6 protein-coding genes are annotated in these 16,457 nt (G+C 70.3%); 5 read left to right on the forward strand and 1 reads right to left on the reverse strand.

Annotated elements, in window-relative coordinates:
- Positions 1 to 2: 2 nt before the first annotated feature.
- Complete coding sequence (locus A7D27_RS18045; protein WP_069565637.1) at positions 3 to 584, reverse strand: hypothetical protein; 582 nt, start codon at positions 582 to 584, stop codon at positions 3 to 5.
- 188 nt (positions 585 to 772) lie between these two features.
- Here A7D27_RS18045 and A7D27_RS18050 point away from each other — a divergent pair, with 188 nt between their 5' ends.
- The 5 genes from A7D27_RS18050 to A7D27_RS18070 form a co-directional block, all read left to right on the forward strand.
- Positions 773 to 2,182 carry an aspartate aminotransferase family protein gene (locus tag A7D27_RS18050; protein WP_069565638.1) on the forward strand — a complete coding sequence of 470 codons (1,410 nt, stop codon included), beginning with the start codon at positions 773 to 775 and terminating at the stop codon, positions 2,180 to 2,182.
- Between the two features lie 18 nt (positions 2,183 to 2,200).
- Entirely contained in the window at positions 2,201 to 3,178 is a 978-nt protein-coding gene (locus A7D27_RS18055; protein ID WP_069565639.1) for a TauD/TfdA family dioxygenase, read from the forward strand.
- Between the two features lie 473 nt (positions 3,179 to 3,651).
- Complete coding sequence (locus tag A7D27_RS18060) at positions 3,652 to 7,056, forward strand: non-ribosomal peptide synthetase (RefSeq protein WP_069565640.1); 3,405 nt, start codon at positions 3,652 to 3,654, stop codon at positions 7,054 to 7,056.
- A 2-nt stretch (positions 7,057 to 7,058) separates the two neighbouring features.
- Entirely contained in the window at positions 7,059 to 14,963 is a 7,905-nt protein-coding gene (locus A7D27_RS18065) for a non-ribosomal peptide synthetase (protein WP_069565641.1), read from the forward strand.
- A partial coding sequence (locus A7D27_RS18070) for a condensation domain-containing protein (RefSeq protein WP_371914823.1) occupies positions 14,956 to 16,457 on the forward strand: 1,502 nt, incomplete at its 3' end. The genes A7D27_RS18065 and A7D27_RS18070, both read left to right, overlap by 8 nt.

The raw sequence follows: 16,457 nt of genomic DNA on the forward strand, positions 1-16,457 counted from the left end.
GCTCAGGCCCCTGTTGACCAGCTGTAGAGCAGCCAGGCGTTACGGGTTTCGCAGAAATAGAGCTTCTCGTTCCAGCTGTCCTGCAAGGCCAGCACCGGTACTGTCAGCTGCTCGGGGAGGATTGGTGTATCCAGCGGCTGCGGCTGGCCGTCGAGGAAGATCCCCCAGTAGTCGCTGTGGTACGGGCGTCGGGTGTCGGCGCGTCGCTCGAGAATTGCGTTGCGGATGGCATCCCCCATGCTGGTGATCTCCAGGGTCGCTTCCTGCGGGTTGATGCTGGTAGGGCGGGCATCGACGAGCTGCGGTAATAGCCAGTGCTTTATCAGGTCGTCGACATGCTCTGGAGTCGTTTCCTCCATCGCCCATTCCTGCACCCGGTGTAATTCGTGATTGAGCAGCGCGACCAGTGCCTGGGCAGACGTCGCACCGCTCGATCTGGCGCAGTGGTAAAGCCTGGCGTCGCACAGGCCTTCGTCGAAGGTGCGGAACTCCAGCGTCTCCACCCGGATGGCTAAGGCATTCAGAAGGTGCTGGCGCATCAGGCCAGGTGTGGTGAGCAGTTCGTCTACAAGAAAGCGGTTCACTTCGATTCCATTCGGTGTGCAGTCAGTCGGGCTTCGGGCGAGGCCGCGCAGTTTAACGTGTGCAGCAACGGGCTACACACGCTCCGTCTAAATCCCCACCTTCACCCATCGTCTCCTCTGCACACGGCCGGTATGCGCCACACGCACCCGGCCCGGAGCCAGATGCCACTTTCATCGAGGGTCGAAGGATGCACGTCGCCACCAGCCTCACCACCAGCCAACCGCACGCCGTTGCCGAAGACGAGACGCTCTACCAGTTCGAAACCTCACCGCTGCTGGCCCGTCAGGCCCGGCAGGAATCCAATGCCCGCAGCTACCCCCGGCGCATTCCCCTGGCGCTCAAGCGCGCGCGTGGGCTGTATGTCGAGGACGTCGAGGGCCGCACCTTCATCGACTGCCTCGCCGGTGCCGGCACCCTGGCCCTTGGGCACAACCACCCGGTGGTGATCGACGCCATCCGCCAGGTGCTGGACGACGAGCTGCCGCTGCACACCCTCGACCTCACCACCCCGGTGAAGGACCAGTTCGTCCAGGACCTCTTCGGCCTGCTGCCCGAGGGCCTGGCCCGGGAGGCGAAGATCCAGTTCTGCGGCCCCACCGGCACCGACGCCGTGGAAGCCGCGCTGAAGCTGGTGCGCACCGCCACCGGGCGCAGCACCATCCTCTCGTTCCAGGGTGGCTACCACGGCATGAGCCAGGGCGCCCTGGGGCTGATGGGCAACCTGGGGCCGAAGAAGGCCCTGGGTGCCGTGCTCGGCAATGGCGTGCAGTTCGCCCCCTATCCCTATGACTACCGCTGCCCCTTCGGCATCGGTGGCGAGGCCGGCGTGCGCGCCAACCTGCATTACCTGGAAAACCTGCTCAGCGACCCCGAGGCCGGCGTGCTGCTGCCGGCGGCGGTGATCGTCGAAGCGGTGCAGGGGGAGGGCGGCGTGGTGCCGGCGGACATCGAGTGGCTGCGCGGCCTGCGCCGCATCACCGAGAAGGCCGGCGTAGCGCTGATCGTCGACGAGATCCAGAGCGGCTTCGGCCGCACCGGCAGGATGTTCGCCTTCGAGCACGCCGGCATCATTCCCGACGTGGTGGTGCTCTCCAAGGCCATCGGCGGCAGCCTGCCGCTGGCGGTGATGGTCTACCGTGAGTGGCTCGACGCCTGGGGGCCGGGCGCCCACGCCGGCACCTTCCGTGGCAACCAGATGGCCATGGCCGCCGGCTCGGCGGTGATGCGCTACCTCAAGGAGCACGACATCCCCGCCCACGCTGCCGCCATGGGCGAGCGCCTGGCCGGCCACCTGCGCGAACTGCAGCGCGACTACCCGCAACTGGGCGACATCCGCGGACGCGGGCTGATGCTCGGCGTGGAACTGGTGGACCCCACCGGCACGCCGGACGCCCTCGGCCACCCGCCCACCTACAGCGCCCTGGCCTCGCGCCTGCAGGCCCAGTGCCTGAAGCGCGGGCTGATCCTCGAACTGGGTGGCCGCCACGGCAGCGTGGTGCGCTTCCTGCCGCCGCTGATCATCACCGCCGACCAGGTGGACGAAGTCGCCCGCCGCTTCGCCCGGGCCCTGGCCGCAGCGTTGCAGGAAGCGGCCTGAGGCCGCCGGGAGATCGCCATGAGCACCTTGCTGGAACTCCTCGCCCGGCCCCTGCTGCCTGGCGCGGGCAACCTGCCGCTGCTGGTCCAGGCCCCGGAGCCGGGGCTGGACCTCAACGAGGCGCTGGGGCCGATCCGCGAGCTGGTGGACCGTCACCTGCTCAGCGTCGGCGGCATCCTCTTCCGTGGGTTCGACGTGGGCGGCGCGGAAGCCTTCCGCCGCTTCGCCGCCGGCTTCGGCCACCCGCTGCTGAACTACGAGTTCGGCTCCACCCCGCGCACCAACGTCACCCAGGGCGTGTACACCTCCACCGAGTACCCGCCGCACCAGAAGATCCCGCTGCACAACGAACAGGCCTACACCCGCGAATGGCCGATGAAGATCTGGTTCTACAGCATGGTCGCCGCCGAGACCGGCGGCGAAACGCCCATCGCCGACAGCCGCGAGGTGTTCCGCCGCATCGACCCGCGCATCCACGAACGCTTCACCCGCCATGGGCTGATGTACGTGCGCAACTTCGGCAACGGCCTCGACGTGCCCTGGGAGCAGGTGTTCAACAGCGACGACCCGGCGGTGGTGGAAGCCTACTGCCAGCGCCACCGCATCGCCTGCGAATGGAAAGAGGACGGCGAACTGCGCACCCGCCAGGTGTGCCAGGCCGTCGCCCGCCACCCGCGCACCGGGGAGGACGTCTGGTTCAACCAGGCGCACCTTTTCCACGTCTCCAACCTCCCCCCGGAGGTGCGCGAGAGCCTGCTGGAGATCGTCGAGGAAGAGGACCTGCCGCGTAACGTCTACTACGGCGACGGCTCGCCCATTGAGGACGCCATCCTCGACGAAGTGCGCGGCGTGCTCGACGACTGCACCATCGCCTTCCCCTGGCAGGAAGGCGACGTGATGATGCTCGACAACATGCTCGCCGCCCACGCCCGCAGCCGCTTCACCGGCGCACGCAAGGTCATCGTCGCCATGGCCGAGGGTCATGGAGCCGATTGATCGGCTCACCCAAGAGAAGGGTGAGAGCAATCTGGTGCGCATTCCGGGGTATTTCCGGGATGGAAGGGTTGGGCAGGGACAAGGGCCCCTTCAGAAGGCTGAGCGTAATCGTTGCAGAGGGGGTTGAGCGGCATGGATGCCGCGAGAGACGCGTCAGGCCATGGATGGCCTGTCGCGGCGTACCCCCGGCGCAATGATGTAGCGAGGGTAGTTTGGCGAAGCCAAACCCGCATGTAGGGGCCAGACCTTTTGGTTTCTTTTGGGGCGATTGCCAAAAGAAACTCGCCCGGCAAGGCGAAACAGAATGCTCAGGCAGTGCTCGCTAATCGGCTTGGCCTAGTGCTTGTCGAGGGCTGCAATGCCGATAGCCGGGTTTCATAAGTGGGCTTCTTCACCGGCTAAATGCAAAGCCAAATCGTTCGTTCATCTGGTATCGCGGAGCCCAGGGCTCCCTCCATCCGATCGGACGACCCATGACCACCCTCGATCAATCCCGCCTCCTGGCCCGTCGGTTCATCGACCTGCCCCCCGAAAAGCGCCACCTGTTCCTCGAAGCCCTCAAGGGCGAGCAGATGGACTTCGCCAGCTTCCCCATCCCCGATTGCAGCGGCAGCCCCAGCCGTGACCTGCTGTCCTACGCCCAGCAGCGCATGTGGTTCCTCTGGCAGTTGGAGCCCACCAGCGCCGCCTACAACCTGCCCGGCGCCGTGCGCCTGCTGGGCCCGCTGGAGCGCAACGCGCTGGACTGCGCCTTCGCCGACCTGGTGGCGCGCCACGAGTGCCTGCGCACCACCTTCCACGAGGTCGACGGCCAGGCCCTCCAGCGGGTCGGCGACGCTGCCGACGCCCAGGTGCGCCACCTGGACCTGTCCGCCCTGGCACCCGACGAACGCCTGCAGTACACCCGAGAAGCGGTCGCCCGGGAGGCCGGCCAGCCCTTCGACCTGGAGCAGGGTCCGCTGCTGCGGGTGGTGCTGCTGCGCCTCGCCGCCGACGAGCACGTGCTGCTGCTGACCATGCACCACATCATTGCCGACGGCTGGTCGATGAACATCCTCATCGAGGAGTTCATGCGCTGCCTGGACGCCCGCAGCGCCGGTGCCGAACCGCAGCTCCCGGCGTTGCCCGTGCAGTACCGCGACTACGCCCTGTGGCAGCGCAGCTGGCTGGAAGCCGGCGAGCGCGAGCGCCAGCTCGACTACTGGCGCGACCAACTGGGCGAGGAGCACCTGCCCCTCGAACTGCCCAGCGACCGCCCGCGCCCGGCGCAGCCCAGCCATGCCGGTGCGCGCATCGAGTTCGCCCTCGAACCGGCGCTGCACGCCGGCCTCAAGGCCCTGGCCCAGCGCCAGGGCGTGACCCTGTTCGTGGTGCTGCTGGCGGCCTTCAAGACCCTGCTGTACCGCTACAGCGGCCAGGGCGACATCCGGGTCGGCGGGCTGATCGCCAACCGCAACCGGGGCGAGGTCGAGGGCCTGATCGGCTTCTTCGTCAACACCCAGGTGCTGCGCAGTCAACTGGATGGGCGCCTGCCGTTCGCTCAGTTGCTGCAGGACCTGCGCCTCACCGCCCTGGGTGCCCAGGCGCACCAGGAGCTGCCCTTCGACGCGCTGGCGGAGGCCCTGCAAGCCAATCGCAGCCAGAGCCAGAACCCACTGTTCCAGGTCATGTACAACCACCAGCCGCTGGTCACCGACATCCAGGGCATGCGCTTGGGCTGTGGCCTGCAACTGGCGCACCTGGACGCCGAGCAGAGCGTCGCCGGCGCCCGCCACCATGCCGCCGCCAGCGACCTGATGCTGGAGACCCGGGAGGAGGGCGAGCGCCTGCTGGCCGCCTTCACCTACGCCACCGACCTGTTCGACGGCACCACCGTCGAGCGCATGGCCGGTCACTGGCGCAACCTGCTGCACAGCCTGGTCGCCGACCCCGGTCGCCGCCTTGGCGAACTGCAGTTGCTGGCCAGGGACGAAACCCGTCAATTGCAGGCCTGGGCCCTGCGCGCCGCTGCTCCCCAGGCAGCGGAGCCGGCCCACCTGCGCTTCCAGGCCCAGGCCGCGCGCACCCCCGAGGCCATCGCCCTGGTGCTGGCCGGCGAAGGCGTGGGCGCCCAACTGACCTACGCCGAGCTGGAACGCCGCAGCAACCGCCTGGCCCACCGCCTGGTGCAACTGGGCGTCGGCCCCGAGGTGCTGGTGGGCGTCGCCCTGGAGCGCTCCCTGGACATGGGCGTGGCCTTGCTGGCGGTGCTCAAGGCTGGCGGCGCCTACGTGCCCCTCGACCCCCAGGCGCCCGGCGAGCGCATCGCCCAGGTGTTCGACGACAGCGGCCTGCGCCTGCTGCTGACCCAGACCGCACTGCACGACACGCTGCCCCAGGTCCCGGGCATCCGGAGCCTGTGCCTGGACGCGGCGGGCAACGGGCTCGAAGACCAGCCGGAGCACGCGCCGAACGTAGCGGTGGCGCCGGGCAACCTGGCCTACGTGATCTACACCTCCGGCTCCACCGGCCGGCCCAAGGGCGTGGCCATCAGCCACGGCGCCCTGGCCGAGTTCTGCGTGCTGGCCGCCGACTACTCGCGCCTGCAGCCAGGCGACCGCGTGCTGCAGTTCGCCACCTGCAGCTTCGACGGCTTCGTCGAGCAGTTCTACCCGCCGCTGTGCGTCGGCGCCCGCGTGGTGCTGCGCGACGGCCGCCTGTGGGACAGCGCAGCCTTCCAGCAGGCCCTGGTGGCGCACGGCATCACCCTGGCCGACCTGCCCGCCGCCTACTGGCACATGTTGGTGCAGGACTACGCCCGAGGTGCCCCGCAGGCCTTCGGCGCGCTGCGCCAGGTCCACGTCGGCGGCGAAGCCATGGCCGTGGACGGCCTCGACCTCTGGCGCCGTGCCGGCCTTGCCGGCGTGCGCCTGCTCAACACCTACGGCCCCACCGAAGCCACGGTGGTTTCCAGCCTCCACGACTGCAGCGAGCTGGCCTCGGCCGATGTCTCCTGGCGCGGCATCCCCATCGGCCAGGGCCTGGCCGGGCGCCGCCTGCTCATCCTCGATGGCGAGCTGCAGCCGGTGCCGGCGGGCGCCATCGGCGAGCTGTACATCGGCGGCCCGGGCCTGGCGCGGGGCTACCACGGCCAGCCGGGGCTCACCGCCCAGCGCTTCCTGCCCGACCCGCAGGTGCCCGGCGAGCGCCTCTACCGCACCGGCGACCGCGCGCGTTTCAACGCCAGCGGCGCCATCGAGTACATCGGCCGCGTCGACCACCAGGTGAAGGTGCGCGGCTTCCGCATCGAGCTGGGCGAGATCGAGATGCGCCTGCAGCAATGCCCCGGCGTGCGCGAGGCCGCCGTGCTGGCCCTGGACATGGCCGGCGGGCGGCAACTGGTCGGCTACCTGGCCACCGAGCCTGACGGCAGCGGCCCCGACGCGCAGCGCCAGCGCATCCGCGAAGCCCTGCGCGCGACCCTGCCGGACTACATGGTGCCCACGCACCTGGTGCTGCTGGAGCGCCTGCCGCTGACCCCCAGCGGCAAGCTCGACCGCAAGGCCCTGCCCGAGCCCGACCCGAGCCAGTTGCAGGCCGCCTACCGCGCGCCGGCCAGCGAGCTGGAACAGCGCCTGGCCGGCATCTGGATGGAGGTGCTGCAGGTGCCCCGCGTCGGCCTCGACGACAGCTTCTTCGACCTGGGCGGGCACTCGCTGCTGGCGGCCCAGGTCATCGCCCGGATCAAGTCCGAGCTGGGCATCGCGCTGCCCATGCGCAGCCTGTTCGAACGCCCGCACCTGGCGGCCCTGGCCGAAGAGCTGGAGGCCCTGGGCGGCACCGCCGACGAGGACTGGGCCGACATGGAAGCGTTCATGAATTCACTGGAGGAGGTTTGAGCATGTCCCGCACCACCACGCTGCGCATCGCCGAGAAATTCATCGGCCTGCCGCTCGAACAACGCCGCCAGTTCCTCGACAAGCTGCGCCAGGACGGCAAGGACTTCGGCCTGCTGCCGATCCCGGTGAGCCGCCACGGCCAGGACGCCATCCCGCTGTCCTACGCCCAGCAGCGCCTGCTGTTCCTCTGGCAGTTGGACCCCGGCAGCGCCGCCTACAACATGGCCGCCGGCCTGCGCCTGAAGGGCGAACTGGACGAAGCCCGCCTGCAGCGCGCCTTCGATGCCCTGATCGAGCGCCATGAGGCGCTGCGCACCGTGTTCCAGGTGGACGGCGAGCAGCCGCTGCAACGGGTGCTGCCCGCCGCGCCCCTGGCCCTGTGCCAGATCGATCTCTCCAGCAGCGACGCCCCCGAGGCCGAGCTGGCCCGCCAGGTGGACGAGGAGGTGGGCCGGCCCTTCGACCTGCTGCACGGCCCGCTGCTGCGCGCCAGCCTGTTCCGTCTCGGCGAGGACACGTGCGTGCTGGTGGTGTGCATGCACCACATCGTCTCCGACGGCTGGTCCATGGACGTGATGGTTCGCGAGTTCGTCCAGGCCTACCAGGCCGGTGCCGAGAGCCTGCCGCCGCTGCCCCTGCAGTACGCCGACTACGCCCTGTGGCAGCGCCGCTGGCTGGAGGCGGGCGAGGGCGAACGCCAATTGCAGCACTGGCGCGAGCAACTGGGTGAGGAGCACCCGCTGCTGGAGGTGGCCCCCGACTTCCCCCGCCCGCCGGTGCAGAGCCTCCAGGGCGAGACGCTGCGGTTCGATTTCGGCACGGCGCTCTCCAGCCGTTTGCGCGAAACCGCCCGCGTCGAGGGCGTGACCCTGTTCATGCTGGCCCTGGCCGGCTATGCGCTGTTCCTCTCGCGGCATTCCGGCCAGCGCGACATCCGCATCGGCGTGCCCAACGCCAACCGCGGGCGCGAGGAGGTGGAGGGGCTGATCGGCTTCTTCGTCAACACCCAGGTGCTGCGCTGCGTCATCGATGAACGCCAGTCGCTGCGCGAACTGCTGGCCCAGGTGCGCGAGGCCACCTTCGCCGCCCAGGCCAACCAGGAGCTGCCCTTCGAGCAACTGGTGGAGGTGCTCGCGCCCGAGCGCAGCCTCGGCCACAACCCGCTGTTCCAGGCCAAGTTCAACCAGAACGTCGGCGTGCAGAAGCAGACCGCGCTGCAACTGCCGGGCCTCGTCGTCAGCGAATACCCGCTGCGCAAGGAGGGCACCCACTTCGACCTGGCCCTGGACATCACCGATGACGGCGAGCGCATCCATGGCGAGATGACCTACGCCAGCGACCTCTACCAGCGCGCCAGCATCGAAGGCTTCATCGCCTCCCTGCGGGTGCTGTTCGAAACCCTGCTGGAGCGCCCCGATGCTCCGTTGCACAGCCTGGTCGAACCCCCGGCGCCGCAGCTCGCCGCCGAGCGGCCGCAACCGGCCCTGGTGCTGCAGCGCTGGGATGAGCAGGTGCGCCGCCAGCCCGAGGCCCTGGCCGCCGTCTGCGCCGACTGCTATCTGAGCCACGCCGAACTGGACACCCAGGCCAACCGCCTGGCGCAGCACCTGCGCCGCCTTGGCGTGACCACGGGGGTGCCCGTGGCCGTGCTGATGGAGCGCTCGCTGGACTGGCTGGTGAGCCTGCTCGCCATCCTCAAGGCCGGTGGCCTGTACATGCCGCTGGACGTCAAGGCGCCCACCGAACGCCTGCAGGGCATGCTCCAGCGCAGCGGCGCGCGGGTGCTGCTGTGCGATGCGGGCGAGACGCGCCAGGCGGCACTGGCCGGCAGCGGCTGCCAGGTGCAGCCGTACCAGCCCGAACACTGGGCTGTGCTGCCCGCCGAGGCGCCTGTGCTTGCGGCGTTGCCCGAGGCACCGGCCTACGTGATCCACACATCCGGCTCCACCGGCCAGCCCAAGGGCGTGGTGGTCAGCCACGGCGCGCTGGCCAGCTACGTCGACGGCCTGCTGCAGCGCCTGGACCTGCCGGCGGACGCCAGCCTGGCGCTGGTCTCCACCATCGCCGCCGACCTCGGCCACACCGTGCTGTTCGGCGCCCTGTGCTCCGGTCGGACGCTGCACGTGCTGCCGGAGTCCCTGGGCTTCGACCCGGATGCCTTCGCCGCCTACATGGCCGAGCAGCGCATCGGCGTGCTGAAGATCGTCCCCAGCCACCTCGGCGGCCTGCTGCAGGCCGCCAACGCGGCCGATGCGCTGCCCGAGCACGCGCTGATCGTCGGTGGCGAGGCCTGTTCCCCGGCGCTGTACCGCAAGGTTCGCCAGCTCAAGCCCGGCTGCCGCTTCATCAACCACTACGGCCCCAGCGAGACCACCGTGGGCGTGCTCACCCACGAGGTGCAGGGCGAGCTGGCCGAAGGCGCCGGCATCCCCCTGGGCGAGGCCTTGGCGGGCGTCCATGTGCAGGTGCTGGACGATGTGCTCAACCCGCAACCGGCGCGCGTCGCCGGCGAGCTGTACATCGGCGGCGCAAGCCTGGCCCAGGGCTACCTCGGCCAGGCTGCGCTCACCGCCGAGCGCTTCGTGCCCGACCCCTTCGGCGCGCCGGGTGCGCGCCTGTACCGCAGCGGCGACCGCGTGCGCCGCGATGGCGAGGGGCGGCTGCACTTCCTCGGCCGCGCCGACGACCAGGTGAAGATCCGTGGCTACCGCGTCGAGCCGGGCGAGGTTGCCCGCGTGCTGCGGGGCCTGCCCGGCGTGCACGACGCCGTGGTGCTGGCCGTGCCCCAGGGCGACGAGCCGGCGCAGTTGCAACTGATCGGCTGGTGCGTGCCCGAGGACGCCAGCCTGAGCGCCCAGGCCCTGCGCGAGCAGTTGCAGGCACGGCTGCCGGACTACCTGGTGCCGGCCCACCTGCTGCTGCTGGAGCGCCTGCCGCTGACCGCCAACGGCAAGCTGGACCGCCGCGCGCTGCCCCAGCCCGAGGTGCAGCAGAAGCGCCATGTGGCGCCGAGCACGCCGGTGGAGGAACAACTGGTGGCCATCTGGCAGGCGGTGCTCAAGCGCGAGGCCATCGGCGTCGAGGACAACTTCTTCGAGCTGGGTGGTGACTCCATCCTCAGCCTGCAGATCATCGCCCGGGCCAAGCGCCAGGGCATCAAGCTGACTCCGCGCCAATTGTTCGAGAAACAGACCATCGCCCAACTGGCCCAGGTCGCCAAGGTGGACAGCCGCCCGGCAGCCCCCCGTGCGCCAGCCCAGGTCAGCGGCGAGATGCCCCTGTTGCCGGTGCAGGCCCGTTTCTTCGAACGGGTGCAGGCCGAGCCCCATCACTACAACCAGGCGGTCATGCTGCAGCCGCGCCAGCCGCTGACTGCCCCCGTCGTCGAACAGGCCCTGGCGGTGCTGGTGGCCCAGCACGACGCCCTGCGCCTGGTCTTCCGCAAACAGGCAGACGGCTGGCGGGCAGAACACCAGGCCAGCGTGCCGGCCGGCCTGCTGTGGCAGCGCCAGGCGAGTGACGCAGCACAGTTGCAGGCCATTGCCGACGAGGCACAACGCAGCCTCGACCTGGCCAACGGGCCGCTGTTGCGCGCGGTGCTGTTCGACCTCGCCGACGGCAGCCAGCGCCTGCTGCTGGTGATCCACCACCTGGTGGTGGATGGCGTGTCCTGGCGCATCCTGCTGGAGGACCTGGAGCAGGCCTGCGCGGCGCTGCTCGCCGGCCGCACCCCGGCACCGACGGAGAAGGGCACCGCCTTCAAGGCCTGGGCCGAGCGCCTGGGCCAATGGGCCCGCGAGCCGGCCCGTGATGCCGAGCTGGCCCATTGGCAGGCGAGCCTCAGCGGCCAGGCCGATGACCTGCCGGGGGCGCGCCGCGATGCCGGGCTGCAGACGCGCCACGCCCGCACCCTGTATGGCCGCCTGGACGCCGACACCACCCGCCAACTGCTGCAACAGGCGCCCGCCGCCTACCGCACCCAGGTCAACGACCTGCTGCTCACCGCCCTGGCGCGGGTGCTGTGCCGCTGGAGCGGGCAGGGCCGTGCCCTGGTGCAACTGGAGGGTCACGGCCGCGAGGACCTGTTCGAGGGCGTCGACCTGAGCCGCACCGTCGGCTGGTTCACCAGCCTGTTCCCGGTGGCGCTGAGCCCGGCCGATGACCTGGCCGGCTCGATCAAGGCGATCAAGGAACAACTGCGCGGGGTGCCCGACCGGGGTATCGGCCATGGCGCGCTGCGCCACCTGGGCACGCCCGCGCAACGGGCCGCCCTGGCGGCGCTGCCCCAGGCTCGGGTGACCTTCAACTACCTCGGCCAGTTCGACCAGGGCTTCGGCGACGAGCGCCTGTTCGCGCCTGCCGCCGAAAGCGTTGGCGCCACCCAGTCGGCCGAGGCGCCGCTGGGCAACTGGCTGAGCGTCAATGGCCAGGTGCTGGGCGGTGAACTGGAGCTGGGCTGGACCTTCAGCCAGGAAATGTTCGACGAGCCCGCCATCGCTACACTGGCCGCCGACTACACCCGCGAGCTGACGGCGCTGGTCGGGCACTGCCTGGAGGCCCAGGCCGGTGGCGCCACCCCGTCCGACTTCCCCCTGGCGGGCCTGACCCAGGCGCAACTGGACGCACTGCCCGTGGACCTGCGCGAGGTGGAGGACATCTACCCGCTGTCGCCCATGCAGGAAGGCCTGCTGATGCACACGCTGCTGGAGCCGGGCTCCGGCATCTACATGATGCAGTACTGCTACAGCGTCGAAACCGAGATCGACCCCGAGCGCTTCGCCCGCGCCTGGCAGGCCGTCGGCCAGCGCCATGACGCGCTGCGCACCACCTTCTCCTGGACCGTGGGCGAGCGCCTGCTGCAGATCGTCCGCCGCACCGCGCAGCCGGACGTGCAACTGCACGACTGGCGTGACGTGCCGGCCGCCGAACACGAGGCCAAGCTGCGCGAGATGCTTGCCGAGGAGCGCCGCCAGGGCTTCGACCTGCAGGGCGCGGTGCCTTTCCGCCTGCGGCTGATCCAGGTGGGCGAGCGCCGCTTCGGCTTCGTCCTGAGCAACCACCACATCCTCATCGACGCCTGGTGCCGCTCGCTGCTGGTGGACGAATTCTTCGAGCTCTACGCCGCCCTCGGCGAAGGCCGTGAGGCGCGCCTGGCACCGGCCTCGCGCTACGCCGACTTCATCCGCTGGCTGAAGCGCCAGGACCTGCCGGCCTCCGTGCAGCTGTGGCGCGAGCAGCTGGCCGGCTTCGAGCAGCCCACCGGGCTGCCTTTCGACCGTCAGCCGCTGAAGGATGCCGGGCATTCGAGCATCGGCGACCTGCACGCCCATCTGGAGGCGCATGAAGGGCGCCAGCTTCGCGAACTCGCGCAGCGCCATCAGCTCACCGTCAACACCCTGGTCCAGGCCGCCTGGGCGCTGGTGCTGCACCGCTACAGCGGCTCCCGTGACCTGGTCTTCGGCGTGACCGTGGCCGGCCGCCCGGTGGACGTGCCGGACATGCAGCGCACCGTCGGCCTGTTCATCAACAGCATCCCCCTGCGCGTGCACCTGCCCGAGGCGGGCAGCGCCACAACGGTGAGCGGCTGGCTGCAGCAGTTGTTCGCCCTCAACCTGCGCCTGCGCGAGCACGAGCACCTGCCGCTGGTGGACATCCAGGCCTGCAGCGAGATCGGCAAGGGCCAGTCGCTGTTCGACAGCCTCTTCGTGTTCGAGAACGCACCCATCGAGGACGGCGTGCTGACCCAGGTGGAGAACCTCAACATCAGTTCGGACTCCGGGCGCACCCACACCAACTACCCGATGACCGTGGTCATCTACCCCGGCGATGCCCTGGGCCTGCACCTGTCCTACGACCGTCGCTGGTTCGACGAGGCGACGGTCGCCGAGTTGCTGGGCGACTTCAAACGCCTGCTGCTGGCCCTGGGCGAGCACCTGGAGGCGCGTTTCGACGCCTTGCCGCTGCTCGGCACGGACGAGCGCGAGCACCTGCTGCACACCTTCAACCAGTCGGAGCGCGACTACCCGCTGGACGGCGGCTACCCGCGCCTGTTCGAGGCCCAGGCGGCGCAGCACCCGCAGCGCATCGCCGCCAGTTGCCAGGGCGAACGCTGGAGCTACGCGCGCCTGGAGGCACTGGGCAACCGCATGGCCCAGGCCCTGCTGGAGGCGGGCGTGCAGCCCGACCAGAGCGTGGCGCTGCTGGCCGAGCGCGGCCTGCCGCTGCTGGGGATGATCCTCGGCACCCTCAAGGCCGCCGCCGGTTACCTGCCGCTGGACCCGCACCTGCCGGCCCAGCGCCTGCGCCACATCCTCACCCTCAGCCGTGCGCCGGTGCTGGTGTGCACCGAGGCGTGCCTGCCGGCCCTGGCGCCGCTGCTGGCCGAGGTGGACGAGGCCGCGCGTCCGCGCCTGCTGGTGTGGGAGCAACTGCAGGACGGCCGTGCCGCTGCCGCGCCGTGCCTGGCCATCGGCCCGCGCCACCTGGCCTACGTGATCTACACCTCCGGCTCCACCGGCGCGCCCAAGGGCGTGATGGTCGAGCAGGCGGGGATGCTCAACAACCAATTGAGCAAGCTGCCCTACCTGGGCCTCGGCATGGACGACGTGATCGCCCAGACCGCGTCCCAGAGCTTCGACATCTCCGTGTGGCAGTTCCTCACCGCCGGCCTCTGCGGCGCGCGGGTAGAGATCGTCCCGGACGAGATCGCCCACGACCCCGAGGCGCTGCTGAACCACGTCAACCAGGCCGGCATCACCGTGCTGGAGAGCGTGCCCTCGCTGATCCAGGGCATGCTCGAAGCCGCGCCCGTCGCGCTGCCGGGCCTGCGCTGGATGCTCACCACCGGCGAGGCGATGCCGCCGGAGCTGGCGCGCCGCTGGCTGCAGCGCTACCCGCAGATCCCGCTGGTCAACGCCTACGGCCCGGCCGAGTGCTCGGACGACGTGTCGCTGACCCGGGTGATCGAGGCGGACACCGGCAGCACCTACCTGCCCATCGGCCTGCCCACCGACAACAACCAGTTGCACGTGCTGGACGGCCAACTGGAACTGGTGTGTCCGCGCGCCGTGGGCGAGCTGTGCATCAGCGGCACCGGTGTCGGCCGGGGCTACGTCGGCGACCCGGTGCGCACCGCCCTGAGCTTCGTGCCCGACCCCTTCACCCGCGTGCCCGGGCAGCGCCTGTACCGCTCCGGCGACCTCGTGCGGCGGCGCCTGGACGGCGTGCTGGAGTACGTCGGCCGGGTGGACCATCAGGTGAAGATCCGCGGCTTCCGCATCGAGCTGGGCGAGATCGAGGCGCGCATCCGCGAACAGGAAGGCGTGCGTGACATCGCCGTGCTCGCCCAGGACCTGGCCCTGGGCCGCCACCTGGTGGCCTACCTGGTGGCCGATGCCGCCAGCTGGGGCGTGCGCGGCGACAGCGAGGACGACCAGCGGGCCATCCGCGAGGCGCTCAAGGCTGCGCTGCGGCGCCAGTTGCCGGACTACATGGTGCCGGCGCACTGGGTGCTGCTGGAGAGCATGCCGCTGAACGCCAACGGCAAGCTCGACCGCAAGGCCCTGGCGCAACTCGACATCCGCCAGTTGCTGGCGGACTACGAGGCGCCGCGCAGCGAGCTGGAGCAGCGTCTGGCCGGCATCTGGGCCGAGCTGCTGCAGGTGGAGCGGGTCGGCCTGAAGGACAACTTCTTCGAGCTGGGCGGGCACTCGCTGCTGCTGGTGCGGGTGGCCTCGCGCCTGAAGAACGAACTGGGCATCGACCTACCGATGCAGGATTTCTACACCGCCACCTCCATCGAGGAGCTGGCGGCGCTGATCGAGAAAACGAGGGAGCAGGGCGGTATGGAAGACGATTTCGACGCGATCTTCGAGGCACTGGACGAGCTGGAGGCCTGCGATGCTTAAGCAGGAATCGTCCCAGGCCCAGGTCCTGGTCGAGCGCATCAAGGGACTGGACCACGCGCGTCGCCAGGCCCTGTTCCGCAAGCTCGCGGAGAAGGGCGTCAACCTCGCCCGGCTGCCCATCGTGCCGCTCGGCGAACGCGAGGGGCTGCCGCTGTCCTACGCCCAGCAGCGCCAGTGGTTCCTCTGGCAACTGGAGCCGGACAGCGCCGCCTACAACATGCCCACGGCCCTGCGCCTGAAGGGCGAGCTGGACCTCGGCGCGTTGCAGCACAGCTTCGACGCGCTGGTGGCCCGGCACGAGCCGCTGCGCACCACCTTCGTGCTGGAGGATGGGCAGCCGCGCCAGCGCATCCACCCCCAGGGCCGGGTCGTCATCGAGCACGAGCACCTGCCGGGCGCCGACGAGGCGCTGCTGGCCGAGGCCATCGGCCGGGAGGCGCAGCGCCCCTTCGATCTGGAGCACGGCCCGCTGTTGCGGGTGCGCCTGCTGGAACTGGGCGAGGGCGACCGGGTGCTGGTGCTGACCCAGCACCACATCGTCTCCGATGGCTGGTCGATGCAGTTGATGGTGGGAGAGCTGATCGCCCTCTACCAGGGCTTCCGCCTCGGGCACGACGCCAAGCTGCCGCCGTTGGCCATCCAGTACGCCGACTACGCGGCCTGGCAGCGCCAGTGGATGGAGGCCGGCGAACGCGAGCGCCAGCTGGCCTACTGGACCGCACAGCTGGGGGGCGAGCAGCCGCTGCTGGAGCTGCCGGCCGACCGCCCGCGCCCCGCGCTGCGCAGCGCCCAGGGCGCGCGCCTGAGCCTGGAGCTGGACGGCGCGCTGTTCGCTCGCCTCAAGCAGTTGGCGCAGCGTGAGGGCTGCTCGCCGTTCATGCTGCTGCTGGCCTCCTTCCAGCTCCTGCTGCAGCGTTACTGCGGGCAGGGCGACATCCGCGTCGGCGTGCCGTCCGCCAACCGCAACCGTGCCGAGACCGAGCGCCTGCTGGGCTTCTTCGTCAACACCCAGGTGCTGCGCGCCCAGGTGGAGAACGACGCCTCCTTCGTCGAGCTGCTGCAACAGACCCGCCAGACCGCCCTGGCTGCCCAGGCCCACCAGGACCTGCCGTTCGAGCAACTGGTGGACGCCCTGCAACCGGAGCGCAGCCTCAGCCACAGCCCGTTGTTCCAGGTGATGTTCAACTACCAGGTGAGCGCCGGTGAGGTGGGCGGCCTGGCCGCCGTGCTGCCGGGCCTGCGGGTGGAGCCGGTGCACTGGGCCATGCCCACCACCCAGTTCGACCTGAGCCTGGACTGCACCGAGCACCCCCGTGGCCTCAGTGCCTCGCTGATCTACGCCACCGACCTGTTCGACGCCGAGCGCATCCAGCGCATGGCGGTGCACTGGCAGAATCTGCTGGCCGCCATCGCCGAGCAGCCGCACAGCCGCCTCGGCGACCTGCCGATGCTCACCGCCAGTGAGCGCGAGCGCGCCATCCAGGGCTGGAACCA

The sequence above is a fragment of the Pseudomonas sp. 1D4 genome (genome assembly GCF_001728925.1).
In the GTDB taxonomy this organism is placed as follows: domain Bacteria; phylum Pseudomonadota; class Gammaproteobacteria; order Pseudomonadales; family Pseudomonadaceae; genus Metapseudomonas; species Metapseudomonas otitidis.